This window comes from Streptomyces sp. NPDC034043 (assembly GCF_055575675.1).
The window spans coordinates 68,714-92,683 of record NZ_JBVISF010000003.1 but is presented as its reverse complement, the minus strand read 5'-3'; the positions used below and the strand labels follow the sequence as shown (position 1 = coordinate 92,683).

Genomic DNA, 23,970 nt, shown 5'->3' with positions numbered 1-23,970 from the left:
CGCGGACAGGGGTGCCCATGACGCGCGGTACGCAGGACGAGACCACGGCAGCCGCCCGGGAGGGCGACGGCCTGGCCCTCACGACGGCGGGTCTGCCCGCCTGGCTCGACCCCGTCGTGGAGGCCGCCCGGAGCGTCCGGCCGCGCCAGCTCAGCCGCTTCCTGCCCCCCGAGGACGGCCGCGGCCGGCAGTCCGCCGTACTGGTCCTCTTCGGCGAGGGCCCGCGCGGCCCCGAGCTGCTGCTCCAGGAGCGGGCCGGAAGCCTCCGCTCGCACGCCGGGCAGCCCTCTTTCCCCGGCGGTGCCCTGGACCCGGAGGACGGCGACCCGCACACCACCGGCCCGCTGCGCGCCGCCCTGCGCGAGGCCGAGGAGGAGACCGGCCTGGACCCGGCCGGGGTCCAGCTCTTCGGGGTGCTGCCCCGGCTGTACATCCCGGTCAGCGAGTTCGTCGTGACCCCCGTGCTGGGCTGGTGGCGCGAGCCCTCGCCGGTCGGCGCGGTGGACCCGGCGGAGACGGCCCGGGTCTTCACGGTGCCCGTGGCGGATCTCACGGACCCCGCCCACCGGGTCACCGTGGTCCATCCGCGCGGGCACGAGGGGCCCGGATTCACCGTGGAATCGGCCCTGGTCTGGGGTTTCACCGCCGGTGTCATCGACCGGATCCTGCACTTCTCGGGTTGGGAGCGACCGTGGGACCGCTCACGTCGCGTGCCGCTCGACTGGCACGCATGAGACGGTGACCCTCGTGAACGTGCTGGACATCCTGTTGCTGGTCGCCGCCGTGTGGTTCGCGATCGTCGGCTACCGCCAGGGGTTCGTCGTCGGCGTCCTGTCGGTGATCGGCTTCCTCGGCGGTGGTCTCATCGCCGTGTCCCTGTTGCCCCTGATCTGGGACCGGGTGACCGACAACGGCACCCAGGTGTCCACCACCGTCGTGGTGATCGCCGTCGTCGTGATCATCATCTGCGCCTCCATCGGCCAGGCGCTCACCACCCATCTGGGCAGCCGGCTCAGACGCCACATCACCTGGTCGCCCGCCCGCGCGCTGGACGCCACCGGCGGCGCCCTGGTCAACGTCGTCGCCATGCTGCTCGTGGCCTGGCTGATCGGCTCCGCGCTGGCCGGGACCTCGTTGCCCACCCTGGGCAAGGAGGTCCGCAACTCCAAGGTGCTCCTCGGTGTGTCGCGCGTGCTGCCCGAGCAGGCGAACACCTGGTTCTCCGACTTCACCTCCACGCTCGCCCGCAACGGCTTCCCGCAGGTGTTCAGCCCGTTCTCGAACGAGCCGATCACCGAGGTGAAGGCGCCCGACCCGGCGCTCGCCCGCAGCGGGGTCCCCCAGCAGGCCAAGCTCTCCATCGTGAAGGTCGTCGGCACCGCACCCAGCTGCAGCAAGGTCCTGGAGGGCACCGGCTTCGTCTTCGCCCCCGGCAAGGTGATGACCAACGCCCACGTCGTCGGCGGGGTCGTGGAGCCGACCGTGCAGATCGGCGGCGAGGGCAAGCTTTACGACGGCAAGGTCGTGCTCTACGACTGGGAGCGCGACATCGCCGTCCTGGACGTGCCCAGGCTGAAGGCCCCGGCACTGGAGTTCACCGACAAGGACGCGACGAGCAGCAGCGACGCGATCGTCGCCGGCTTCCCGGAGAACGGCGCCTACGACGTCCGCGCGGCCCGCGTGCGCGGCCGGATCAACGCCAACGGCCCGGACATCTACCACCGGGGCACCGTCCGCCGCGACGTGTACTCGCTGTACGCGACCGTCCGCCAGGGCAACTCCGGCGGCCCGCTGCTGACGCCCGAAGGCCGGGTGTACGGGGTCGTCTTCGCGAAGTCGCTCGACGACCCGAACACCGGCTACGCCCTGACCGCGGACGAGATCCGCGAGGACATCCGCATCGGGAAGACCGCCGAGCGCCGCGTCGACACCCAGGGTTGCGCCCTCTGACCCGTACGGGGCCGGGGGCGCCGCTCCGGGATCCGTGATTCCCACGCGCGCGTCCCCGGGTGCCCGTCCCGCGTGTGCGTCCTACATGCGGGGATGGCGCAGCCGGGCCGAGACCCAGCGGGCGCGGCGGCGCAGGATGCGCGGGATCCCGAGCCTGGGGTCGTGGCCGTCCCGGCCGGTCCTGTCGTGCGGGCCCGGCGCTGTGGCCGAGCGGCGTTCGCGTGCGGTGTCACCGTGGTCGTGCGTCCAGCTCATACAACGAGCTGTGCCCGGGCTCCAAGGTCCGTAACCCCGTCCGAGGCGGCCAATTGGCCTATGCGCCGGGCAATTGAATGACCGTAAGACCGTCGTACGGGGCCGGCTGTCGATGCGTCAGACCCCGCCGGCGGCCCGTCAGCGGTCGGGCTCGGGGTCCTTGAGCCAGTTCAGCAGCTCGGTGGTGAAGCCGTCCGGGTCCTCCTCGTGCGGGAAGTGCCCCAGGCCGTCGAAGAGCCGCCAGCGGTACGGGGCTTCGACGTACTCCCCGGAACCGGCCGCGCTGCGCGTGCGCATCACCGGGTCCAGCGAGCCGTGCAGGTGCAGCGTCGGCACCCGTACGGGCCGCTTCATCCGCCGGTAGAACTGGAGTCCGTCCGGGCGTGCCATCGACCGCATCATCCAGCGGTAGGGCTCGATCGAGCAGTGCGCGGTGGACGGGATGCACATCGCGCGCCGGTACACGTCCAGATCGGCGTCCTCCGGGAGCAGCGGCCCGGACCAGTCCCGGATCAGCTCGGCCACGAGGGCGCCGTCGTCGGCGACCAGCTGCCGCTCCGGGATGAACGGCCGCTGGAACCCCCAGATGTGCGAACTCGCCCGGGTCTGGCCGAAGTCGGCCATCATCGCCGAGCGCCAGCGGCGCGGGTGCGGCATGGAGGAGACGACCAGCCGGCGCACCAGCTTCGGCCGCATCACGGCCGCCGTCCAGGCGAGGTAGCCGCCCAGGTCGTGTCCGACGAGGGCCGCGTCCGGCTCGCCGAGGGACCGTACGACCCCGGTGATGTCGAGCGCCAGGTTCGCCGGGTCGTAGCCGCGGGGAGTGCGGTCGCTGCCGCCCACCCCGCGCAGGTCCATGGCCACCGCGCGGTATCCGGCGTCCGCGAGGGCGGCCAGCTGGTGCCGCCACGTCCACCAGAACTGCGGGAACCCGTGCAGCAGCAGCACCAGTGGTCCGTCGCCGGCCTCCGCGACGTGGAAGCGGGCGCCGTTGGCGGCGACGTCCCGGTGCGTCACCGTCCTCCCGCCGGGGAGGTCGAGCCGTACCGCCGTGGCGGCGGTGGGCGGAGTACCGGAGTCGGCCGAGGGCGCTGTCATGAGGACGAGCGTGCCACACCCACAGCCTGGTCACTCACCGCGCGGGGATGCGGCTTGACGGTTCCGACGAGCGCGGCGGTCTGCTTGACCGAGTCCATGGTCTTCACCGGCGGCTTGATCTTCTTGAACTTGGCCACCGCCAGGAGTCCGATCAGCCCCGCCAGCAGCCAGAACGCGCCGCCGACGATGAGGAAGGACCAGGCCAGCCCGAGACCCAGATTGTGGATGCCATAGGCCGCGGCGAAACTCAGTACGGGGAGGGAGAAGAGCACGAGCACGCCGGCCGCGATCGCGGCGCCGCTGCCGATGCCCGCACGCTTGACGTCCTGCTTGATCTCGACCTTCGCGAGGGCGATCTCGTCGTGCACCAGGGCGGACATCTCGGCGGTGGCCGAGGCGACCAGCTGGCCGAGTGTGCGCTCCGCTCCCGGAGCTCCTTGGTCCTCCACTGCGCTCATCCCTGTCTCCCTCTGTCGTCGTCCGCCGGCGGCTGTCCTCCGTCGTCCCTCAGATCATGCCGGACGGTCGGCGCGGGTGCTGGACCCGCCCGCCGCTTCGCCTCCGGCCGTGTCCGACGCCGCGGCCCGCCCGAGCACCGCGGCTTCGGCCATGCGGCGGTGTTCGGCGGCCTTCTCCTCGAGGATCCTCGCCATGCGCAGGTGGTATTCCGGGTTGTCCTGCTCGTAGATGTCCGGGATCCCGTCGAGGTCGTCGTCGCGCTCCTCGGCCTCGGTCAGCGCCCGGTACTTGCGGTCGCGCAGCTTGAGCATGGCGCTCGCGACGATCGCCGCGATGAGGGAGCCGATGAGCACGGCGGCCTTGACCTCGTCGGTGAGGACCTCGTCCCCCGCGAAGGCGAGTTCGCCGATCAGAAGGGAGACGGTGAAGCCGATGCCGGCCAGCGAGGCCACGGCGAGCACGTCGGGCCAGGCGAGGTCCTCGTTCAGCTCGGCCCTGGTGAAGCGGGCGGCCAGCCAGGTGCCGCCGAAGATGCCGACCGTCTTTCCGACGACGAGGCCGAGCACCACCCCGAGGGTCTCGGGGCGGGTGAAGACCTGAGCGATCGATTCGTCCGAAAGGGAGACGCCGGCGGAGAAGAGGGCGAAGAGCGGCACCGCCAGTCCGGCCGACAGGGGGCGCACCAGGTGCTCGATGTGCTCGCCGGGGGAGTGCCGCTCGCCTTCCTTGCGGGTGCAGCGGAGCATCAGGCCCATGGCCACGCCGGCGATGGTGGCGTGCACGCCGCTGTTGTACATCAGGCCCCAGATGACCAGGGCGAGCGGGACGTAGACGTACCAGCCGCGGACGCCGGCGCGCAGCAGGAACCAGAAGAGGACCAGGCCCGCGACCGCGCCGCCGAGCGCGGCGAAGTCGAGGTCGCTGGTGAAGAACACCGCGATGATCAGGATGGCGAACAGGTCGTCGACGACGGCCAGGGTCAGCAGGAAGGCGCGCAGCGCGGAGGGCAGCGAGGTGCCGATGACCGCGAGGACGGCGAGGGCGAAGGCGATGTCGGTGGCGGTCGGGACGGCCCAGCCGGCGCCCGAGCCGTTCCCCAGGGTGTTGACCAGCAGGTAGACGAGCGCGGGCACCGCCATGCCGCACAGGGCGGCGATCACCGGGAGGGCCGCCGCCTTGGGGTCGCGCAGGTCGCCCGCGACGAGTTCGCGTTTGAGTTCGATACCGGCGACGAAGAAGAAGACGGCGAGCAGGCCGTCGGCGGCCCAGTGCTGGAGCGAGAGGTCCAGGCCGAGGGAGGCGGGGCCGATGTGGAAGGACCGGACGCGGTCGAAGCTCTCCGCCAGTGCGGGGATGTTCGCCCACGTGAGGGCGGCGATCGCGGCCACCAGCAGGAGGACGCCGCCGACGGTTTCCGTGCGCAGAGCATTCGCGATGTAGCGGCGCTCGGGCAGCGAGAGACGGCCGAGGAGCTTGTTCCGGCGGTCGGGGCCGGGCGTGTGCGTGGGGCTGGCCACGGTGGAGAACCTCCGGGTGGTCGACGGCATGGCTATGCAGTTGCCGACCAGACTTCCCGGCGCACCCTGGGGACTTTCGTACGTCAGTTCTTGACGTTTCTTTGATTTTACAGGGTGTGCCCGGTCGTACCAGATGATCTTCGTCGTGAACGGACGGAGGGCGTCCGGCGCGCTGCGTGCCGGACGCCCTCCTCAGGCCGTGGCCTGCCGGTCTCAGTCCTCGTCGGAGCTGCTGGGCAGCTTCGTCTGGATCAGGTCCATCACCGAGGAATCGGCCAGCGTGGTGACGTCGCCGACCGCGCGGTTCTCCGCCACGTCGCGCAGCAGACGGCGCATGATCTTGCCCGAGCGCGTCTTCGGCAGCTCGGCCACCGGCAGGATGCGCTTCGGCTTCGCGATGGGGCCGAGGGTGGCACCGACGTGGTTGCGCAGCTCCGCGACCAGGCCCTCCGTCTCCGAGGCGCTGCCGCGCAGGATCACGAAGGCCACGATCGCCTGTCCCGTGGTCTCGTCGGCCGCGCCGACCACCGCCGCCTCGGCGACCGAGGGGTGCGAGACGAGCGCCGACTCCACCTCCGTGGTGGAGATGTTGTGGCCGGAGACCAGCATGACGTCGTCGACCCGGCCGAGGAGCCAGATGTCGCCGTCGTCGTCCTTCTTGGCGCCGTCGCCCGCGAAGTACTTGCCCTCGAAGCGCGACCAGTAGGTGTCGATGAACCGCTGGTCGTCACCCCAGATGGTGCGCAGCATCGACGGCCACGGCTCGGTGAGGACCAGGTAGCCGCCCCCGCCGTTCGGGACCTCGTTCGCCTCGTCGTCCACGACGGTGGCCGAGATTCCGGGCAGGGCGCGCTGCGCCGAGCCGGGCTTGGTCGCGGTGACGCCCGGGAGCGGGGAGATCATCATGGCGCCGGTCTCGGTCTGCCACCAGGTGTCGACGATCGGGCAGCGGTCGCCGCCGATGTGCTTGCGGTACCAGATCCAGGCCTCGGGGTTGATCGGCTCGCCGACCGAGCCCAGCACGCGCAGGCTGGACAGGTCGAACTTCGCGGGGATGTCATCGCCCCACTTCATGAACGTACGGATCGCGGTGGGCGCGGTGTAGAGGATGGTGACGCCGTACTTCTGCACCACCTCCCAGAACCGGCCCTGGTGCGGGGTGTCGGGCGTGCCCTCGTACATCACCTGGGTGGCGCCGTTGGCGAGCGGCCCGTAGACGATGTAGGAGTGCCCGGTCACCCAGCCGATGTCGGCCGTGCACCAGTAGACGTCGGTCTCCGGCTTGAGGTCGAACACGGCGTGGTGGGTGTACGAGGCCTGGGTGAGGTAGCCGCCCGAGGTGTGCAGGATGCCCTTCGGCTTCCCGGTGGTGCCCGAGGTGTACAGGATGAAGAGCGGGTGCTCGGCGTCGAAGGCCTGCGGGGTGTGCTCCGTGGACTGGCGGCCGACCAGCTCGTGCCACCAGACGTCCCGGCCCTCGGTGAAGGCGGTGTCCTGGCCGGTGCGGCGTACGACGAGGACGTGCTCGACCTGCGGGCACTTGCCGACGGCCTCGTCGATGGCGGGCTTGAGCGCGCCGGGCTTGCCGCGGCGGTAGCCGCCGTCGGCGGTGATCACCAGCTTGGCGTCGGCGTCCTGGATGCGGGAGGCGACGGCGTCGGCGGAGAAGCCGCCGAAGACCACGGAGTGGGCGGCGCCGACCCGGGCGCACGCGAGCATCGCGACGACCGCCTCGGGGATCATCGGCAGGTAGACGGCGACGCGGTCACCCGCCCGGACACCGAGCTCGGTGAGGGCGTTGGCGGCCTGCGAGACCTCGTCCTTGAGCTGGGCGTAGGTGATCGAGCGGCTGTCGCCGGGTTCGCCCTCGAAGTGGATGGCGACGCGGTCGCCGTTGCCGGCCTCCACGTGCCGGTCCACGCAGTTGTACGCGACGTTCAGCTTGCCGTCGGCGAACCACTTGGCGAAGGGCGGGTTGCTCCAGTCGAGCGTCTGGGTGGGCTCGGTGTCCCAGCTCAGCCGGCGTGCCTGTTCGGCCCAGAAGCCCAGCCGGTCCGCGTCGGCCTGTGCGTACGCGGCCTCGGTCACATTGGCGGCGGCGGCCAGATCGGCGGGCGGGGCGAACCGCCGCTCCTCCTTGAGCAGATTGGCCAGGCTGTCAGTGCTCACGACATCTCCCTTTCCCAGAGTTCTCGTTGTCCCCGGGCATAGCTGTGTCTCCGGGCATAGCTCATCAGTCGGATGTCCAGGTGACAAGGGGTAGCCGAAAATTGGTTTAGACCTATATCACGACTGGGGGCGTCCGCCGTACGTCCGCCGCATGCGAACGAACGGCCCCTTCCCGCCGCGGGTGCGGGAAGGGGCCGTCAGCTTGCACGGATACGGGAGGGTATCGGTTCAAGCGGCTCGTGGATCAAGCGTTCTGGCCGACGCTGTCGAAAACCCGACAGTCGAAGAAGTCCTCTCCCTCGGACAGCAGATAGGCCTGCGCCTCACCCACGTGGAAGTACATCCCGTGCAGCTCCAGCGTCCCCTCGGCGAGCCGGCGGGCCACCGACTCGTGCGCCCGCAGGTGTTCCAGCTGCTGCACCACGTTGGTCAGGCAGAGCTGTTCCACGGCGTCCGCCGGGAGCCGCCCGGAGATCCGGGCCCAGGGGTGGTGCCGGCTGCCCATCCGCTCCAGGCTGGGCCGGCCGTGCCGCAGCCAGCGCATCAGGGGGGTCATCGGGGCTTCCGGATGGGAGTTCAGCAGGGCTTGCATGGCCCCGCAGCCAGAGTGCCCGCAGACCGTGATGCTGGCGACCTCGAGCACGTCCACGGCGTACTCGATGGCCGCGGCGACCGAATCGTCGGTGGCCTCGGCGCCGGGCAGCGGGACCAGGTTGCCCACGTTCCGGACGGTGAACAGGTCACCCGGCCCGCTTCCCGTGATCATGCTGGTGACCAGCCGGGAGTCCGCGCAGGTCAGGAAGAGCTGGGAGGGCCGCTGCCCCTCACGGGCCAGCTGTGCCAGCTCGTCGCGGACGTGCGGGGCGGTGTCCCGCTGGAAGGTGCCGATTCCACTGGCCAGTTGGCCGGCGCCGCGCCCCCGGGGCGCCACCGCCGCGCCGGCGGTCCCGGCCGCGCCGGCGGTCCCGGCCGCTCCGGCGCTCGTACGTCCGCCCGTGCCGCCGGGGTGGGCCGCGTCACCGTGGCCGGCCGACGGGCCGGCGGCGTGCGCCGCGCGGTGGTCGCAGTGGTTCTGCCAGGGCGTCCAGGGGCGGCAGCACTGGTGCGCCGCGCGCCCGGAGTCGCTCCGGTGGTGCCCGCCTCCGCCGCCCGCACCGGAGAGGAGGGGGACGGGGCTGGAGACCGGGTCCGCTTCCGTGCCCTGCCCTGGACCCGTGCCCGCGAGCGCTCGCCCGCCGCGTCCGGTGAGTTCCAGCGTTCCGCCGTGTGCCCGGTGGGAGTTCTGCCAGTCGTGCAGGGTCTCGTAGGCGGCGTGGTCCATGAACGAGCCGTCCAGCTCGAGCACCACGTGCCCGCCGTGCGGGATCTGGCTCAGCACGCGGCTCAGCCTGGGTACGGCCAGGAAGGTCAGCTGGCCGCGGGCGCAGACGTGGTGTCCGCCGTCCAGCTGGGCCAGCGTGATCCGGGTCCGGGCCAGCCGGTGCAGGGCCAGGGCGACGGCGACCGCGATCCCCACGGCCACGCCCTCCAGTACCCCGCCCAGCACCACGGCCGCGATGGTCGTCGCGTAGACCAGCACCTCGCGGTGCCGGTTGACCGTACGCAGGTGGGTGATGCTGACCATCTGCACGCCGACGGCCATCACCAGGGCGGCCAGCGCCGCGAGCGGGATGAGGTCCAGGACGGGCACGAGCAGTCCGGCCGCGAGCACCACCCACAGCCCGTGGAACATGGCTGATTTCCGGCTGACGGCACCGGACTTGACATTGGCCACGCTGCGCACGGCCACGCCCGTGATGGGCAGTCCGCCCAGCAGCCCGGAGACGATGTTCGCCGCGCCCTGGCCGCGCAGCTCGCGGTCGAGGTCGGCGCGGGGCGGACGGTTGTCCGTACCGCGCTCGGAGGCGATCAGCTTGTCGGTGGCGACCGAGGACAGCAGGGACTCCACGCTGCCGACCAGGGTGATGGTCAGGACGGCGGCGATCAGTCCGAGGACCGGCCCCTCCGGCAGCTCGGGCAGCGCGTGGCTGCGCCAGGACGGCAGGTCCACCCGGGGCAGGGAGAGCCCGGCCAGCGTCGCGAAGGCGGTGGCGGAGGCAACGGCCGCGAGCGCGGCGGGCACCTTGCGCAGGGCGCGCCCCGCCCGCCCGGGCAGCCGGCTCCAGCCCAGCAGCACGCAGATCGTCAGGGCGCTCACCGCGAGCGCCGCCGGATGCGGATCGGCCAACTGGGCGGGAAGACCGAGAACATTGGCCACGGCGGAGCTCTGCGGGCTGCCGCCGAGCACGATGTGCAGCTGGGCCAGCGCGATGGTCACGCCGATTCCGGCGAGCATGCCGTGCACGATCGCCGGACTCACCATGAGGGCCGACCGGGCGGTGCGCAGGAGCGCGAGCCCGAGCTGGCAGACGCCGGCGAGCACGGTGATGGCACATGTGGTGCGCCAGCCGTAGCGCTGGATCAACTCCGCGGTCACCACGGTGAGTCCGGCGGCCGGTCCGCTCACCTGGAGGGGGGCTCCGCCGAACCGGCTGGCCACGATCCCGCCCACGGCCGCGGCCACCAGCCCCGCCTGGAGCGGGGCGCCGGTGGCCAGCGCGATGCCGAGGGAGAGAGGCAGGGCGATCAGGAAGACGGCGATGGACGCGGACAGGTCGGCGGGGAGGTCCTTGAGGGGACCGCGCGCCTGCGGGGCGGTCGGGGCTGGGGCTGGAGCTGGCGTTGTGGCTGTCATGGGTCCCGTCTCCTCTGAGGAGGGATGAAGCGGCGGGAGTCTCAACACTCGGTAAATGAACGGTAATGGAGAGTAAAGACCCGTGGTGGACAATACGGGCAAATGGCCCAGGAATTAGCGCTCAGGGATGAATAAGCATTTTGTCGGGCTTGTCACGTCTTCTTCTTCGCGGACCGCATGGGACGTTGCCTCGCGGAAGTCCTGCGATGGAACTGCGAGGGAGAGGTGTGCGGATGAGCACCGCCACGAAGAAGATCGCCGGCGGCCTCGTCGCCACGGCACTGGTCCTGTGCGCCGCGGGGTGCAGCGGTTCCGGCTCCGCAGAGCCCGGGGCGTCCGGCCGGGGTGCGCGCAAGGGCCCCGCCGCCCCGGACGCTCCCGGCAGCCTCAACCGCCTGATCGGGGACGGCTCGACGGCCTACACCGGCTCGCAGCCGAACGTGCGGGCGCCGCAGAAGCTGAAGCCCGGCGAGAAGCCGCCGCAGTTCGTGGTGTTCTCGTGGGACGGTGCGGGCGAGGACAGCCAGAAGCTGTTCTCGCACTTCCGCGAGGTGGGCAAGCAGTACAACGCCCGGATGACCTACTTCCTCAGCGGTGTCTACCTGCTGCCAGAGGAGAAACGTTCCCTCTATACGGCGCCGCAGCACGCGGCGGGCCTCTCCGACATCGGCTTCGGAGACCTCCAGGGCATCAAGGACACCGCCACCCAGATCCGCGCGGCCTGGCTGGAGGGCAACGAGATCGGCACCCACTTCAACGGCCACTTCTGCGGTCCCGACGGCGGCGTCGGCACCTGGTCCGTGGCGGAGTGGAAGAGCGAGATCAACCAGGCGAAGTCGTTCGTCAAGAACTGGAAGACGAACGCGGGCCTGAAGGACATGGCCCCGCTCCCCTTCGACTACGACAAGGAGCTGATCGGCGCCCGCACCCCCTGCCTGGAAGGCCAGAAGAACTTCATGCTGGCGGCCAAGGACATGGGGTTCCGCTACGACTCCAGCGGCATCAGCAAGCAGATCTGGCCCAAGAAGACGGACGGACTCTGGGACCTGCCGCTCCAGCTGGTGCCCATGCCGGGCCGTGCCTTCGACACGCTGAGCATGGACTACAACTACATGGTCAACCAGTCCGGTACGACGACCCAGGGCGACCCGTCGCAGCACCAGTACTGGGGCGACCAGATGCGCGACGGGCTGCGGCAGGCCTTCGACCGCGCCTACCAGGGGAACCGCGCCCCGCTGATCATCGGCAACCACTTCGAGTCCTGGAACGGCGGCACCTACATGCGGGCCGTCGAGGAGTCCATCAAGCACATGTGCACCAAGCCGGAGGTGCGGTGCGTGCCCTTCCGTGAACTGGCCGACTGGCTGGACGCCCAGGACCCGAAGACGCTGGAGTGGTTGCGCACCCTCGACGTCGGCGAAGCGCCGAAGGAGGGCTGGACGAAGTTCCTCACCGCGGGGCCGCCGGCGGCTCCGGCCGCCCCGCCGGGCGCGGACAAGGTCAAGCCGGCTGAGGAGCGGGCAGCGGAGCAGGACGAGGGCTGACCAGGGCCTCGTGGAGGACGAAGCCGGGGTCGATCTGGGCCGCCAGGTCGACCCCGGTCTTGGCGTTCCCCCAGCTCTCGGCGTTGCGCAGGTGGAAGTGCACCATCTGTTCGGTGTACCGGCCCCAGTCGCGGGCGGCGTAGGAGTCCTCCGCCGCGTCCTGGAGCGCCTGGAGCGCGAGCCGGTTGCTGGCCTCCAGCAGGTCGAACCCGGCCGGGCGGCCCCGCTCCATCGCCCGCACCCAGTCGGAGTGCCCGAAGGTGACGAGCAGGTCCTCGCCGACCTCGTCCTGGAGGAACTCGATGTCCTCCGGACCCTGCACCTTGTTCCCGACCACCTTGAGCACCACCCCGAAGTCCCGGGCGTACTCCTTGTACTGGCGGTAGACCGAGACGCCCTTGCGGGTCGGCTCCGCGACGAGGAAGGTCACGTCGAAGCGGGTGAACATGCCGGACGCGAAGGAGTCCGAGCCGGCCGTCATGTCGACGACGACGTACTCGTCCGGGCCGTCGACCAGGTGGTTGAGGCAGAGCTCGACCGCCCCGACCTTCGAGTGGTAGCAGGCCACGCCCAGATCGGACTCGGTGAAGGGGCCCGTCGCCATCAGCCGGACGGAGTCCCCGTCGTCGAGGGTCACCGTACGCGCGCAGGCCTCGTAGACCGGGTTGTCCTCGGTGATGCGCAGCAGACGGGAGCCGGCGCCGGGCGGCGTGGTCTTGATCATGCTGTCGGCGGAGGCGATCCGGGGGTTGGAGCCGCGCAGGTACTCCTTGATCAGCGGCAGGTGCGCGCCCAGGGCGGGCAGTGCGGCGGCCTCCTCGTCGGTGAGTCCGAGGGCGGCCCCGAGGTGCTGGTTGATGTCGGCGTCCACCGCGACGACGGGCGCTTCATTGGCTACGAGGTGGCGGATGAAGAGGGACGACAGCGTGGTCTTGCCGCTGCCGCCCTTTCCCACGAAAGCGATCTTCATGTTCACCAAGAGTAGCGGCACGATAGCGGCGAGTGGTCGAGGTGAGTGAAGAAGACCACTCCAAGGAGGGGTCGGTGCCGAGGCCGCGAAGTGCGTAGGCTCCCTACTTATGAGTAGCGCTTCTGACCCGCTGGCGGCCCTCGGATCACTCCCGGGAGTCGCAGAGTCCGTGGATTCCGTACGCAAGGCCGTGGACCGGGTCTACGGGCACCGGGTGATGCGCCGGCGCAGCGGTGAGATCACCTCGGAGGCCGCCCTGCGGGGCGCCCGGGGCAGCGCGGCGCTGTCGGGTGCCGACTGGGCGCTGGAAGAGGTGCGCCGCCGCACCGACTTCGGCGCGGAGGACGAGGCCCGGACGGTGGGCGCCGCACTGCGCCTGACGGCCGAGGCCGGGCAACTGCTGAGCATCTGGCGCCAGTCGCCGCTGCGGGTGCTGGCGCGCCTGCACCTGGTGGCGTGCGGGGCCACGGGCTCGGACGGCCAGGATGACGTGGTCGGCCGGCCGCGGCTGGCGGGCGAGCCGGTGGACGAGCCCCTGGTGGGCCTGCCGCTCCCGGACGCCGAGGAGGTGGCGGGCCGGCTGGACGGTCTGTCCCGGCTGGTGATCGCGGGGGGCTCCGCTCCGGCACTGGTGACGGCCGCGGTGGTGCACGGGGAGCTGCTGGCCCTGCGGCCCTTCGCCTCGTACAACGGGCTGGTGGCGCGGGCGGCCGAGCGGATCGTGCTGATCAACAGCGGGCTGGACCCGAAGGCGATCTGCCCGGCGGAGGTCGGCCACGCGGAGCAGGGGGCGGAGGCCTACCTGAAGGCCTTCGAGGGCTACGTCTCGGGCACCCGGGAGGGGATGTCGGCGTGGATCGCGCACTGCGGGCGCTCGATCGAGCTCGGCGTACGCGAGTCGACGGCGGTCTGCGAGGCGCTCCAGCGGGGCGCGGCCTAGGGTCGCGCCGGGCGGCCGGTCCGCGTCCGAGGGCTTGCCCGGCCGGGTTCCGGACGGGCGGGAGCCGGGCTGGGCGCAGGGTTGCGGCGACACCGTGTTGCTTTGGTGCCGCCGCTGGCATTCACGCCCAGTTACCAAGCGTCCTCGATGGTTGCCCATCAGGCCGGGAACTTTGCCCGTGGCCTGGTGCGGCTGGCCCGTAATCGACGGGTCGACGTCGCGTGGGTGCTCGGCGTTCCTGCTTCGGTCCGTGGGCCTTACTGCGTTTTAAAGATGATCCTCTCGGATGTTCTTTGGTCTCGCGGGCCGTGACTCCTTTCTACTCCGCTTCGGCGCCGAGCGAAACCCCTGACCGGAGTTCTTTACTTTCCGGTGCGAACGAGGGCAGATCGGGCACTCCATATCGGCCCAGGCCGGGACGTTTCCATGGTCGGCGGTGAGGGCCCCGGCGAGGGCGGCGAGGCCCTCGCGTGGGCCGGGCTTTCGCCCGCCCCGCCGGGTTTCAGGCCGGGGCGGGCGATTCAGGCCGAGGCGAGGGAGGTGCCCACCCGCCGCCGGCTCGCGTACCAGACCAGCCCGGCCGTGGCCGCCGCCGCACCGATCGCGGCCGCGGCGACGAGCGCCGGCCGCGTCGGCATCGACAGTCCGGGCAGGCGCTGCTTCAGCCGCACCGGCTTGTTGAACACCAGGACCGGCCACTCCCGCGCGACCGCTTCCCGTCGCAGCGCACGGTCGGGGTTGACCGCGTGCGGGTGCCCCACGGCCTCCAGCATCGGCACGTCGGTGACCGAGTCGCTGTACGCGTAGCAGCGCGCGAGGTCGTATCCCTCGGACTCGGCGAGCTCGCGGACGGCTTCCGCCTTCGTGGGGCCGTAGGCGTAGTACTCGATCTCCCCGGTGAAGCAGCCGTCCTCGCCGACCACCATGCGGGTGGCGACCACGCGGTCCGCGCCGAGCATCGAGCCGATCGGCTCGACGACTTCGGCCCCCGAGCTCGACACGATCACCACATCGCGGCCGGCCGTGTGATGGGCCTCGATGAGGGAGGCGGCCTCGTCGTAGATGATCGGGTCGATGAGGTCGTGCAGCGCTTCGGCGACGATCTCCCGGACCTGCTGGACGTTCCATCCCTTGCAGAGGGCGGACAGGTACTCCCGCATCCGCTCCATCTGGTCGTGGTCGGCACCGCCGGCCAGGAAGATGAACTGGGTGTACGCGGTCCGCAGCACGGCCCGCCGGTTGATCAGGCCACCCCGGTAGAAGGACTTGCTGAACGTCAGAGCGCTCGACTTCGCAATGACCGTCTTGTCCAGGTCGAAGAAGGCGGCGGTCCTGGGCGAGGAGTGCGGCAAGGGCTGATTTTCCACGAGCCGAGCATATGCGCCCACCATTCGGCGTAAGGTGTGGCGCGTGGGTTTGCCTGAGAAGGCTCTCGGGTACACCATGGAAGTCACGGATCGTTCGCGACCGTGCTAACCCGGTCTGGCTCCTCCCCCCCCGAGTCGGACCGTGGGGACGACCCCCGCTCTCCCCCCCGGCGGGGGTCGTCGCATGTCCGGACGCGGTTCGCGTCCCTTCGCCCGGCCTTCGGTAGTCATCTCCCCGGCCCTCCATCCTCGATGGGCCCGCCTGGCACAGGCCTTCCCCCCCTCAAACTCGTCACGCTGCGTAGTGGTTCCACAGCGCTCCGGAAGTCACCTGATGGTGTGGCGAAGTTATTCACAGGCGCCTTCTTGTCCACAGTTTTCGAGCAAGATCCACTTCTTTTTCCGGATCCCTCCACCGTGATTCCAGCCGCGAAGTCCGCGGCTCGTGGATTTGCTGTGAGAAGGGGGCGGAGATCGTGGCTGGATCGAAGTCGTGTGAAGCGCAGGCACCCGTGGTGGCCGGTGGAGGAGGACCGCCCGCCCGTGCCGCGGGGGCCGTGCCCGGAGGCGGGCGGCCGCTGATCCTCACCGAGGACCCGCTGCTCCTGGACGATCTGCTGCGGCTGTGCGCCGCCGCCGGCGCCGAGCCGCATGTGCACCACGCGGTGCCGGAGCAAACCGGAGCCGGCGGTCCCGGCGGCGACGGGAGTGTTGCCGGCGTGGCGGGTGCGGGCTGGGATTCCGCACCGCTCGTCCTGGTCGGCGACGACGCCGCCCGCCGGGTGCGCGGAGCGCCGCGCCGGGACGGGGTGTTCCTCGTCGGCCGGGACCTCGACGACCCCTCCGTGTGGCAGCGGGCGGTGGAGATCGGCGCCCAGGAGGTCCTGCGTCTCCCCGACGCCGAGAGCCTGCTCGTCGACCGCATCGCCGATGTGGTGGAAGGTGCCGGGCGGCCCGCCCTGACCGTCGGGGTGATCGGTGGCAGTGGCGGGGCCGGGGCGTCCACCCTCGCCTGCGCGCTCGCGCTCCGGGCGGCCAAGGCCGGCGAGCGCACCATCCTCATCGACGCCGACCCGCTCGGCGGCGGCATGGACGTGCTGCTCGGCGGTGAGAGCGCCGAGGGACTGCGGTGGCCCGACTTCGCCGCCTCGCGCGGCCGGGTCGGGGCCGGAGCCCTGGAGGAGTCCCTGCCCGAACTGCACGCGCTGCGGGTGCTGAGCTGGGACCGCGGGGAGCGGGTGGTCGTACCGCCCGCCGCGATGCGGTCGGTCGTGGCCGCCGCCCGCAGGCGCGGCGGCGTCGTGGTGGTCGACCTGCCCCGGCGGGTGGACGAGCCCGTGGCGGAGGTGCTGGCCCAGCTGGACCTGGTGCTGCTGGTGGTGCCGGGCGAGCTGCGGTCGGTGGCCGCGGCGGGGCGGGTGGCCGCCGGGGTGCGCATGGTGGCCCGGGACGTCCGCGTGGTCGTGCGGGGCCGCTGTCCCGACGGGCTCGACGCCGAAGCCGTGGCGGGGCTGCTGGGGGCGCCGCTGGCCGGCGAGGTGCCGGTCGAGGTGGGGCTTCCGGGGCGGGTGGCCGAGAGGGAACCGCCGGGCGCGCGGGGCACGCTGGCCCGCTTCTGCGACGGCTTCTGGCAGCGGGCTCTCGGCTCCGCCCAGGGGGTGCCGGCATGAGCGCGGTGCTGCTGGACGCGGTGCGCCAGCACCTCGCCGAGAGCGGGGCGGAGCCCACGCCCGCCCGGGTGGCGGCGGCCCTGCGCGCCCAGGGGCGGCTCCTCGGGGACGCCGAAGTTCTGGGAGTGGCCGCCGAATTGCGGTCCGAGCTGGTGGGCGCCGGGCCACTGGAACCGCTGCTCGCCGACCCCGGGGTCACCGACGTGCTGGTGGCCGCCCCCGACCGGGTGTGGGTGGACCGCGGTGGCGGGCTGGAGCTGACCTCGGTGACCTTCGCCGACGCCGAGGCCGTGCGCAGGCTGGCCCAGCGGCTGGCCGCCGTCGCGGGACGGCGGCTGGACGACGCCCGGCCCTGGGTGGATGCCCGCCTGCCGGACGGCACCCGGCTGCACGCCGTGCTGCCCCCCGTGGCGGTCGGGTCGGCGTGCCTGTCGCTGCGGGTGGTGCGGCCGAAGGCGTTCACGCTGGACGAGCTGGTCACCGCCGGGACCCTGCCGCCGGGCGGACACCGGCTCCTGCGGGCGATGGTCGAGGCCCGGCTGTCGTTCCTCGTCTCCGGCGGCACCGGGACGGGCAAGACCACCCTCCTCAGTGCCCTGCTGGGGCTGGTCGGACCGGGTGAGCGGATCGTGCTCGCCGAGGACTCCGCGGAGCTGCGCCCCGACCACCCGCATGTGGTGCGGCTGGAGACCCGGCCCGCGAACCAGGAGGGGGCCGGGCTGGTCACCCTCGCGGACCTGGTCCGCCAGGCCCTGCGGATGAGGCCCGACCGGCTGGTGGTCGGGGAGGTGCGCGGCGCCGAGGTCGCCGACCTGCTCGCCGCCCTGAACACCGGGCACGAAGGCGGCTGCGGCACCGTCCACGCCAATGCGGCGGGGCACGTTCCCGCCCGCCTGGAGGCACTCGGGACGGCCGCGGGGCTCGACCGGGCGGCCCTGCACAGCCAGCTGGCGGCCGCGCTGACCCTGGTGGTCCACCTGGTCCGGGACCGGTCCGGGAAGCGGAGGGTGGCCGAGGTGCACGTACTGGAGCGGGACGGGGCCGGGCTGGTGGTGACCGTGCCCGCCCTGCGCTGGGGAGCGCGCGGCTTCCTGCGGGAGGCGGGCTGGGCGCGGCTCGCCCCGCTGCTGGGAGGTGCGCGGTGATCAGCGGACCGCTCGGGTCGGTGCCCGTGTTCGCCGGGGTGCTGTGCGCCGGGGCGGCCGCGTGGGGGCTCGCCGGGGGTGAGCGGCTGCCCCGGCGGGCCAGGCTGGTCCTGGCCGGGGGCGGACCGCTGGTGCCGGGCGGGCCGGCGCCCGGCCGGCGGCTGGCGGCCGCGGTGCGGATCCGGGCCGCGGGGTGGCGGGAGTGGGCCGGCCTGGTGGCCGGGACGGTGGTCGCCGTACTGGGCGGGTCGGTGATCCCCCTGCTGCTCGGCGCGGCTTCGGTGCCGCTGCTGCGGCGCTGGCTGCGCGCCAGGGAGCGGGAACGGGCGCGCGCCGCCCGTGCCGCGGGGGTCGTGGCGCTGTGCGGGGCCGTCGTGGGAGAGCTTCGGGCCGGCGCCCAGCCGGGGCAGGCGCTGACCGTGGCGATACGCCGTACGGCGGCCGGCCCCGGCGGCCCGGGCGCGGCGGAGGCGGGGGTGCTGGCCGCCGCCGCCTTCGGCGGGAACGTGGCCGAAGCCCTGCACCAGGCGGCGCGTGAGCCGGGCGCGCGGGGGCTGGCCGGGATGGCGGCCTGCTGGCGAGTGTCGGTGGACGGGGGAGCGGGCCTGGCGGCCGGCCTCGACCGGCTGGAAGGGGCGTTGCGGGCGGAGCGGGACCGGGAGGAGTCCCTGCGGGCCCAGCTGGCGGGGGCCAGGTCCACGACGGTGGTGCTCGCCCTGCTGCCGCTGGTGGGGCTGCTGATGGGCACCGCGCTGGGAGCGGATCCGCTGAAGGTGCTGCTGCACTCCCCGGTCGGGTGGGGCTGCCTGCTGGCCGGCGGGGTGCTGGAGGCGCTGGGGCTGCTGTGGTGCCGGCGGATCGTGCGGACGGGGGAGCGGTGATGGACGGTTCCGCGGTCCACAGGCTGGGGACGGCGTTGTGCGTGGCCGCGCTGGTGTGGTGGCTGGCCTCGGCGGTGGTGGCACGGCTGGGGAGGCGGGCGGTCCGGCGCAGGACCGCGGTCCTCTTCCGGGCCGGGCCGGTGCGGCGGGGCCCGGTGTGGGGGCCGGGCGTCCGGGCCGCGGCGCTGTCCTGGGCGGGGCCGGCCGGAGCGCTGCTGGCGGGCTGGGTGCTGGTCGGCGGGACTGTGGGGGTCCTGGTCGGGTGCGGGGCGGCGTTCGCGGTGCGGTGGGCGCTCGCGCGGGCCCGGCCGTCCGCCGGGCCGGACCTGCGGGAGGCGGAGGGGCAGTTGCCGTTCGCCGCGGATCTGCTGGCGGCCTGTCTCGCGGCGGGCGCGGGACCGGTCGAGGCGGCCGAGGTCGTCGGGGAGTCGCTGGGCGGTCCGGTGGGCGAGCGGCTGGCGCTCGCGGGTGCGGAGCTGCGTCTGGGCGGCGAACCGGGGGCGGCGTGGGGGAGGTTGGCGGAGATACCGGGTGCCCGGGGGCTGGCGGAGTGCCTGGAGCGCGCCGCGCGGACCGGGGCGCCCGCCGCGGAGCCGGTCTCCCGTCTCGCGGCGGCCCTGCGGGCGGACCGCTCCCGGCAGGCGGGTGCGCGGGCGCAGCGGGCGGCGGTGCTCGTCACCGCCCCGGTGGGGCTGTGTTTCCTGCCCGCGTTCCTCGCGGTGGGAGTGGCGCCGGTGGTGATCGGAATGGCCTCCGGACTGCTGTCGGAACGGTGAAGCGCATCGGCCGGAGCAGCGGAATCGAAAAGCTGAAATCAGATCAAGAACGTAATCCCACAGGAGGGTGTCATGAGGATCATCCGGATTCGGGTGCGGGCGGCGCTGAAGGGCCGTGGGGGTGATGCGGGAATGTCGACTTCGGAATACGCCATGGGCACGATCGCGGCGTGTGCGTTCGCCGCGGTTCTGTACAAGGTGGTGACGAGCGACGTCGTCTCGGCGGCACTCCAGTCGACCATCGGCAAGGCGCTCGATGTGCCCTTCTGAGCGAAAGCGGCGGGTCTTCGAGGACCGCGGATATGTGACGGCTGAGGCGGCTGTGGTCATTCCGGCTCTGGTGCTGTTCGCGGCGCTGCTGGTGTGGGCGCTGATGGCGGCGGCCGCGCAGATCCGGTGTGTGGACGCCGCGCGGGCGGGCGCCCGGGCGGCCGCCCGGTCCGAGCCCGTGGAAGTGGCGGTCGCGGCGGCCCGGGAGGCCGCCCCGGCGGGGGCGGAGGTGCGGCTGGAGCGGTCCGGCGACCTGTGGCGGGTCCGGGTGGCTGCTCCGGCGCCCGGCCCGGCCGTGCTGCCGGTACGGCTCGGGGCGCTCGCGGTGGCCCTGGCGGAGGACAGCGTGGGGCCGCCGTCATGAGCCGGGGCGGGGACGGGCGTCCGGGGCGGGGGCCGGGTCTGCGCGGGTGTCCGGGGGACCGGGGCGTCGCGACGGTGTGGGCCACCGTGGTGGCCGCGGTGCTGGTGGCGGTGTTCGGGGGTGTGCTGCTGCTCGGGCAGGCGGTGGTGGCCCGGCACCGGGCGGGCGCGGCCGCCGATCTGGCCGCCCTGGCGGCGGCCGCGAGCTGGGCGCACGGCCCCGAGCGGGCCTGTGCGGCGGCCCGGCGGGTGGCCGGGGCCCAGGGGGCGGTGCTGCCCGCCTGCCGGGTGGGCGGCGAGGTGGCGGAGGTCCGGGCCGGGGTCCGGGCCGGACCCTTCACCTCCGAGGTGGCGGCGCGGGCGGGGCCGCCGGTGGCCTCCCCGGCCTCCCCGGCCTCGCCAGCCGGGGAGGCGGTCAGGGAGCCGTGGAGAGGAGGCGGGTGAGGAGCCGTACGGCGCCGCGCTTGTGCAGGGGGTCGTTGCCGTTGCCGCATTTGGGGGACTGGATGCAGGAGGGGCAGCCCGCCTCGCACTCGCAGGCGGCAATGGCGTCCCGGGTGGCGGTCAGCCAGGCCTCGGCCGTCTGGAAGGCCCGTTCCGCGAAGCCGGCGCCGCCCGGGTGGCCGTCGTACACGAAGACCGTGGGCAGCAGGGTGTCCGGATGCAGCGGGACGGAAACCCCGCCGATGTCCCAGCGGTCGCAGGTGGCGAACAGCGGGAGCAGGCCGATGGAGGCGTGCTCGGCGGCGTGCAGGGCGCCGCCGAGGATCTCCGGGCCGATCCGGGCCTCGTCCAGCTGGTCCTCGGTCACCGTCCACCACACGGCCCGGGTGCGCAGGGTGCGCGGCGGCAGGTCGAGCTTGGCCTCGCCGAGCACCTCGCCGGTGATCAGTTTGCGGCGCAGGTAGGAGACGACCTGGTTGGTGACCTCGACGGAGCCGAAGCAGAGCCTGGCCTCGCCCCAGGGGATCTCGGTCTCGGTCTCCAGGATGGAGATGGAGGTGGTGTCGCGGGCCGTGGTGGAGAAGGGCGGGTTCGCCTCCTCGACCAGGGCGGCGGAACCCTCCAGGTCCAGGTGTTTCACCAGGTAGGTGCGGCCCTGGTGGAGGTGGACGGCGCCGTCGTGGACGGCGGTGTGGGAGGCGGATTCGTCGACGGTGCCCAGCAGCCGGCCCGTCGAGGCCTCCACGATCTGTACCGGGCGGCCCCCGCCGCCGCGGATGTCGGTCAGGTCCGACGCCCGCTCCCGGCGGGTCCAGTGCCAGGCCGTGGCGCGGCGCCGCAGCAGTTTCGCCGCCTCCAGCTGCGGCATGAGGCCGCGCGCCGCGGGCCCGAAGAGGTCCAGGTCGGCTTCGGTCAGGGGCAGCTCGGCGGCGGCCGCGCACAGGTGCGGGGCCAGCACGTACGGGTTGTCGGGGTCCAGGACGGTGGCTTCCACCGGCTGGCGGAACAGGGCCTCGGGGTGGTGGACCAGGTAGGTGTCCAGCGGGTCGTCGCGGGCGATCAGCACGGCCAGGGCGCCCTGGCCGGAGCGCCCGGCGCGCCCGGCCTGCTGCCACAGCGAGGCCCGGGTGCCCGGGTAGCCGGTGATCAGCACGGCGTCCAGGCCGGACACGTCCACGCCCAGCTCCAGGGCGGTGGTCGCGGCCAGTCCCAGCAGTTCCCCGGAGTACAGGGCCCGCTCCAGGGCCCGTCGTTCCTCGGGCAGGTAGCCGCCCCGGTAGGCGGCGACCCGCCCGGGCAGGGACCGGTCCACCGCCGCGAGCCGCTCCTTGGCGATCACGGAGATCAGCTCGGCCCCGCGCCGGGAGCGGACGAAGGCCACGGTCCGTACGCCCTGGACGACCAGGTCGGTCAGCAGGTCGGCCGTCTCGGCGGTGGCCGTCCGGCGCACCGGGGCGCCCTTCTCGCCCTTGAGCTCCGTCAGCGGCGGCTCCCACAGGGCGAAGACGACCTCGCCGCGCGGGGAGGCGTCGTCGGTGATCTCGGTGACCGGGACGCCGGTCAGCCGGGACGCGGCGGCGGCCGGGTCGCTGGCGGTGGCGGAGGCCAGCAGGAAGACCGGCTCGGAGCCGTATCGGGCGCACAGCCGGCGCAGCCGCCGCAGGACCTGGGCCACGTGGGAGCCGAACACGCCGCGGTAGCTGTGGCACTCGTCGATGACGACGTAGCGCAGGGCCTTCAGGAAGGAGGACCAGCGGGGATGGGAGGGCAGGATCCCCCGGTGCAGCATGTCGGGGTTGGTCAGCACGTAGTTGGCGTACTGGCGCACCCACTCGCGTTCCTCGACGGGGGTGTCCCCGTCGTACACGGCCGGCCGTACGGCGTTCTTCAGCGGCGCGGCGAGCTTCCGGACGGCCCGCAGCTGGTCGGCGGCCAGAGCTTTGGTCGGAGCCAGGTAGAGGGCGGTCGCACCCCGCCCGTTGGGCGCTTCGGCGCCGTCCGCGAGCGCGGACAGCACCGGCGCCAGGTAGGCCAGGGACTTCCCGGAGGCGGTTCCGGTGGCGACGACCACGGATTCGCCGTCCAGGGCGTGCTCGGCGGCCGCCGCCTGGTGTTCCCACGGATGGTCGATCCCCGCGTCCCGGATCGCGGCCACGACATCCGTTCGGATGCGATGCGGCCAGACCGCATGACGACCCTCCCGAGGGGGCAAGTGCTCCGTATGGGTGATGCGCGCAGCCCGGGAAGGCCCCCGTGACAGCCGGTCCAGGACCGTGCCGGGAGCGGGTCGTGGATCGGCGGGTGCCGTGGGCGGACCGGGGCGGTGAGTGTTGGCCATTGGAACCGAGTGTGTCACTGGCGTGCGGGACAATGGTCCCAAGGCGTCGTGCGCGCCTGCCGGTAAGTGATTGAATGCCATCGCGGCAGCCGATCCCCTCCCCTACCTTCGGACGGGGAGGCCCCTGGGGGGCGCCGCTCGATAGCAAGGTGCTGGAGGATCCGTGGACCTGTCCCTGTCGACTCGCACTGTCGGCGACCGCACGGTCGTAGAGGTCGGTGGCGAGATTGATGTGTATACCGCGCCCAAGCTGCGCGAGCAGTTGGTGGAGTTGGTGAACGACGGCAGCTACCACTTGGTTGTCGACATGGAGCGAGTGGACTTCCTCGACTCCACCGGCCTCGGTGTGCTCGTGGGAGGCCTCAAGCGCGTGCGCGCGCACGAGGGCTCGCTGCGTCTGGTCTGCAACCAGGAGCGCATCCTGAAGATCTTCCGGATCACCGGTCTGACCAAGGTGTTCCCGATCCACACCACGGTGGAGGACGCCGTCCAGGCCACCGACTGACGTACGGCTCCGGATACCGAGGAGCCGTCCAGGAGCGGGGGTGCCGGGCCGTGGACGGTCCGGGCCCCTGTCAAGGCACGCCCGTAGTCCGAGGGGGACGCACATGGCCACCGTTGAACTGCGCTTCAGCGCCCAGCCCGAACACGTCAGGACGGCCCGCCTCGTCGCGGCCGCCGTGGCGCGCCGGGCGGGGGTGGAGGAAGCCGTACTCGACGAGGTGCGCCTCGCCGTGGGTGAGGCCTGTTCGCGTGCCGTCGGACTGCACCGCAGCAACGGCCTGACCGCGCCCGTGCGCGTCGTGCTGACCGAGGAGGAGAAGTCGTTCTCCATCGAGGTCGGCGACGAGGTGCCCGGACCGGCAGGCGGTTCCGCCGAGTCGGTGCCGGGCATCGCCGCCGTCCTCGACCCGGACACGGAGGAGGAGGACGAGATGGGTCTCGCGGTGATCAGCGGGCTCGTCGACGACGTCTCCGTGACCAGTGGCGAATCGGGCGGGACGATCCGGATGAGCTGGCCCGTCACGGCGGTGCCCCCGCTTCCGTAGGGCCGTTCCCGCCCTATCTTCCGATCTTCAT

The 23,970-nt window shown here is 72.7% G+C and carries 22 protein-coding genes; 13 read left to right on the top strand and 9 right to left on the bottom strand.

Translation table 11 applies throughout. The features are described 5' to 3' along the window. Positions 1-17: 17 nt before the first annotated feature. Positions 18-734: an NUDIX hydrolase gene (locus ACZ51S_RS08800; RefSeq protein WP_388933461.1), complete on the top strand. Its 717-nt coding sequence runs from the start codon at positions 18-20 to the stop codon at positions 732-734. A gap of 13 nt (positions 735-747) precedes the next feature. Further along, positions 748-1,950: a MarP family serine protease gene (locus ACZ51S_RS08795; RefSeq protein ID WP_468476322.1), complete on the top strand. Its 1,203-nt coding sequence runs from the start codon at positions 748-750 to the stop codon at positions 1,948-1,950. An 81-nt stretch (positions 1,951-2,031) separates the two neighbouring features. On the opposite strand, the gene ACZ51S_RS08790 is transcribed toward ACZ51S_RS08795, so the two are convergent. From ACZ51S_RS08790 to ACZ51S_RS08765, 6 genes are all read right to left on the bottom strand, one after another. Further along, complete coding sequence (locus tag ACZ51S_RS08790) at positions 2,032-2,205, bottom strand: hypothetical protein (protein ID WP_468476269.1); 174 nt, start codon at positions 2,203-2,205, stop codon at positions 2,032-2,034. Between the two features lie 138 nt (positions 2,206-2,343). Next, complete coding sequence (locus ACZ51S_RS08785; protein ID WP_388933466.1) at positions 2,344-3,303, bottom strand: alpha/beta fold hydrolase; 960 nt, start codon at positions 3,301-3,303, stop codon at positions 2,344-2,346. Beyond that, complete coding sequence (locus ACZ51S_RS08780; protein WP_388933468.1) at positions 3,300-3,761, bottom strand: phage holin family protein; 462 nt, start codon at positions 3,759-3,761, stop codon at positions 3,300-3,302. Before ACZ51S_RS08780 ends, ACZ51S_RS08785 begins: the two co-directional genes overlap by 4 nt. Positions 3,762-3,815: 54 nt before the next feature. Then, the gene (nhaA, locus tag ACZ51S_RS08775; protein WP_468801217.1) at positions 3,816-5,309 is read right to left on the bottom strand and encodes a Na+/H+ antiporter NhaA; all 1,494 of its coding nucleotides are present in this window, start codon (positions 5,307-5,309) and stop codon (positions 3,816-3,818) included. A 183-nt stretch (positions 5,310-5,492) separates the two neighbouring features. Beyond that, complete coding sequence (gene acs, locus ACZ51S_RS08770; RefSeq protein WP_468476267.1) at positions 5,493-7,448, bottom strand: acetate--CoA ligase; 1,956 nt, start codon at positions 7,446-7,448, stop codon at positions 5,493-5,495. A gap of 244 nt (positions 7,449-7,692) precedes the next feature. Then, complete coding sequence (locus ACZ51S_RS08765) at positions 7,693-10,182, bottom strand: SulP family inorganic anion transporter (protein ID WP_468960280.1); 2,490 nt, start codon at positions 10,180-10,182, stop codon at positions 7,693-7,695. A gap of 233 nt (positions 10,183-10,415) precedes the next feature. On the opposite strand from ACZ51S_RS08765, the gene ACZ51S_RS08760 reads away from it, so the two are divergent. Beyond that, positions 10,416-11,726: a polysaccharide deacetylase family protein gene (locus ACZ51S_RS08760; protein WP_468960278.1), complete on the top strand. Its 1,311-nt coding sequence runs from the start codon at positions 10,416-10,418 to the stop codon at positions 11,724-11,726. Here ACZ51S_RS08760 and ACZ51S_RS08755 read toward each other — a convergent pair. Beyond that, positions 11,683-12,696: an ATP-binding protein gene (locus ACZ51S_RS08755; RefSeq protein WP_468476264.1), complete on the bottom strand. Its 1,014-nt coding sequence runs from the start codon at positions 12,694-12,696 to the stop codon at positions 11,683-11,685. The two genes, ACZ51S_RS08760 and ACZ51S_RS08755, sit on opposite strands and share 44 nt — an antisense overlap. A gap of 109 nt (positions 12,697-12,805) precedes the next feature. Here ACZ51S_RS08755 and ACZ51S_RS08750 point away from each other — a divergent pair, with 109 nt between their 5' ends. Then, complete coding sequence (locus tag ACZ51S_RS08750) at positions 12,806-13,636, top strand: Fic family protein (RefSeq protein ID WP_468476263.1); 831 nt, start codon at positions 12,806-12,808, stop codon at positions 13,634-13,636. A gap of 521 nt (positions 13,637-14,157) precedes the next feature. Here ACZ51S_RS08750 and ACZ51S_RS08745 read toward each other — a convergent pair. Next, positions 14,158-15,027, bottom strand: a complete 870-nt coding sequence (locus ACZ51S_RS08745; RefSeq protein WP_468476262.1) for an HAD family hydrolase — start codon at positions 15,025-15,027, stop codon at positions 14,158-14,160. A 488-nt stretch (positions 15,028-15,515) separates the two neighbouring features. Between ACZ51S_RS08745 and ssd the strand changes: the two genes are divergently transcribed. From ssd to ACZ51S_RS08710, 7 genes are all read left to right on the top strand, one after another. Continuing rightward, positions 15,516-16,673 carry a septum site-determining protein Ssd gene (gene ssd / locus ACZ51S_RS08740; RefSeq protein ID WP_468960562.1) on the top strand — a complete coding sequence of 386 codons (1,158 nt, stop codon included), beginning with the start codon at positions 15,516-15,518 and terminating at the stop codon, positions 16,671-16,673. Then, positions 16,670-17,818 carry a TadA family conjugal transfer-associated ATPase gene (locus ACZ51S_RS08735; protein WP_388933494.1) on the top strand — a complete coding sequence of 383 codons (1,149 nt, stop codon included), beginning with the start codon at positions 16,670-16,672 and terminating at the stop codon, positions 17,816-17,818. The genes ssd and ACZ51S_RS08735 overlap by 4 nt, the downstream gene beginning before the upstream one ends. Further along, positions 17,815-18,699, top strand: coding sequence for a type II secretion system F family protein (locus ACZ51S_RS08730; protein WP_468476261.1), 885 nt, complete (start codon positions 17,815-17,817; stop codon positions 18,697-18,699). The genes ACZ51S_RS08735 and ACZ51S_RS08730 overlap by 4 nt, the downstream gene beginning before the upstream one ends. After that, positions 18,699-19,475 carry a type II secretion system F family protein gene (locus tag ACZ51S_RS08725; RefSeq protein ID WP_468887145.1) on the top strand — a complete coding sequence of 259 codons (777 nt, stop codon included), beginning with the start codon at positions 18,699-18,701 and terminating at the stop codon, positions 19,473-19,475. The genes ACZ51S_RS08730 and ACZ51S_RS08725 overlap by 1 nt, the downstream gene beginning before the upstream one ends. A gap of 72 nt (positions 19,476-19,547) precedes the next feature. After that, the gene (locus tag ACZ51S_RS08720; protein WP_468476259.1) at positions 19,548-19,745 is read left to right on the top strand and encodes a DUF4244 domain-containing protein; all 198 of its coding nucleotides are present in this window, start codon (positions 19,548-19,550) and stop codon (positions 19,743-19,745) included. Between the two features lie 34 nt (positions 19,746-19,779). Further along, complete coding sequence (locus ACZ51S_RS08715) at positions 19,780-20,109, top strand: TadE family type IV pilus minor pilin (RefSeq protein ID WP_468476258.1); 330 nt, start codon at positions 19,780-19,782, stop codon at positions 20,107-20,109. Beyond that, complete coding sequence (locus tag ACZ51S_RS08710) at positions 20,106-20,552, top strand: Rv3654c family TadE-like protein (RefSeq protein ID WP_468801203.1); 447 nt, start codon at positions 20,106-20,108, stop codon at positions 20,550-20,552. Before ACZ51S_RS08715 ends, ACZ51S_RS08710 begins: the two co-directional genes overlap by 4 nt. Here the strand turns inward: ACZ51S_RS08710 and ACZ51S_RS08705 are convergent. Next, positions 20,524-22,971, bottom strand: coding sequence for a DEAD/DEAH box helicase (locus ACZ51S_RS08705; protein ID WP_468960274.1), 2,448 nt, complete (start codon positions 22,969-22,971; stop codon positions 20,524-20,526). The genes ACZ51S_RS08710 and ACZ51S_RS08705 overlap by 29 nt on opposite strands. An 82-nt stretch (positions 22,972-23,053) precedes the next feature. Here ACZ51S_RS08705 and bldG point away from each other — a divergent pair, with 82 nt between their 5' ends. Both bldG and ACZ51S_RS08695 read left to right on the top strand, forming a co-directional pair. Next, positions 23,054-23,395, top strand: coding sequence for an anti-sigma factor antagonist BldG (gene bldG, locus ACZ51S_RS08700; protein WP_361602310.1), 342 nt, complete (start codon positions 23,054-23,056; stop codon positions 23,393-23,395). Positions 23,396-23,498: 103 nt separating this feature from the next. Beyond that, on the top strand, positions 23,499-23,939 hold the full coding sequence (locus ACZ51S_RS08695; protein ID WP_388933513.1) for an ATP-binding protein: 441 nt from the start codon (positions 23,499-23,501) through the stop codon (positions 23,937-23,939). Positions 23,940-23,970: the final 31 nt, after the last annotated feature.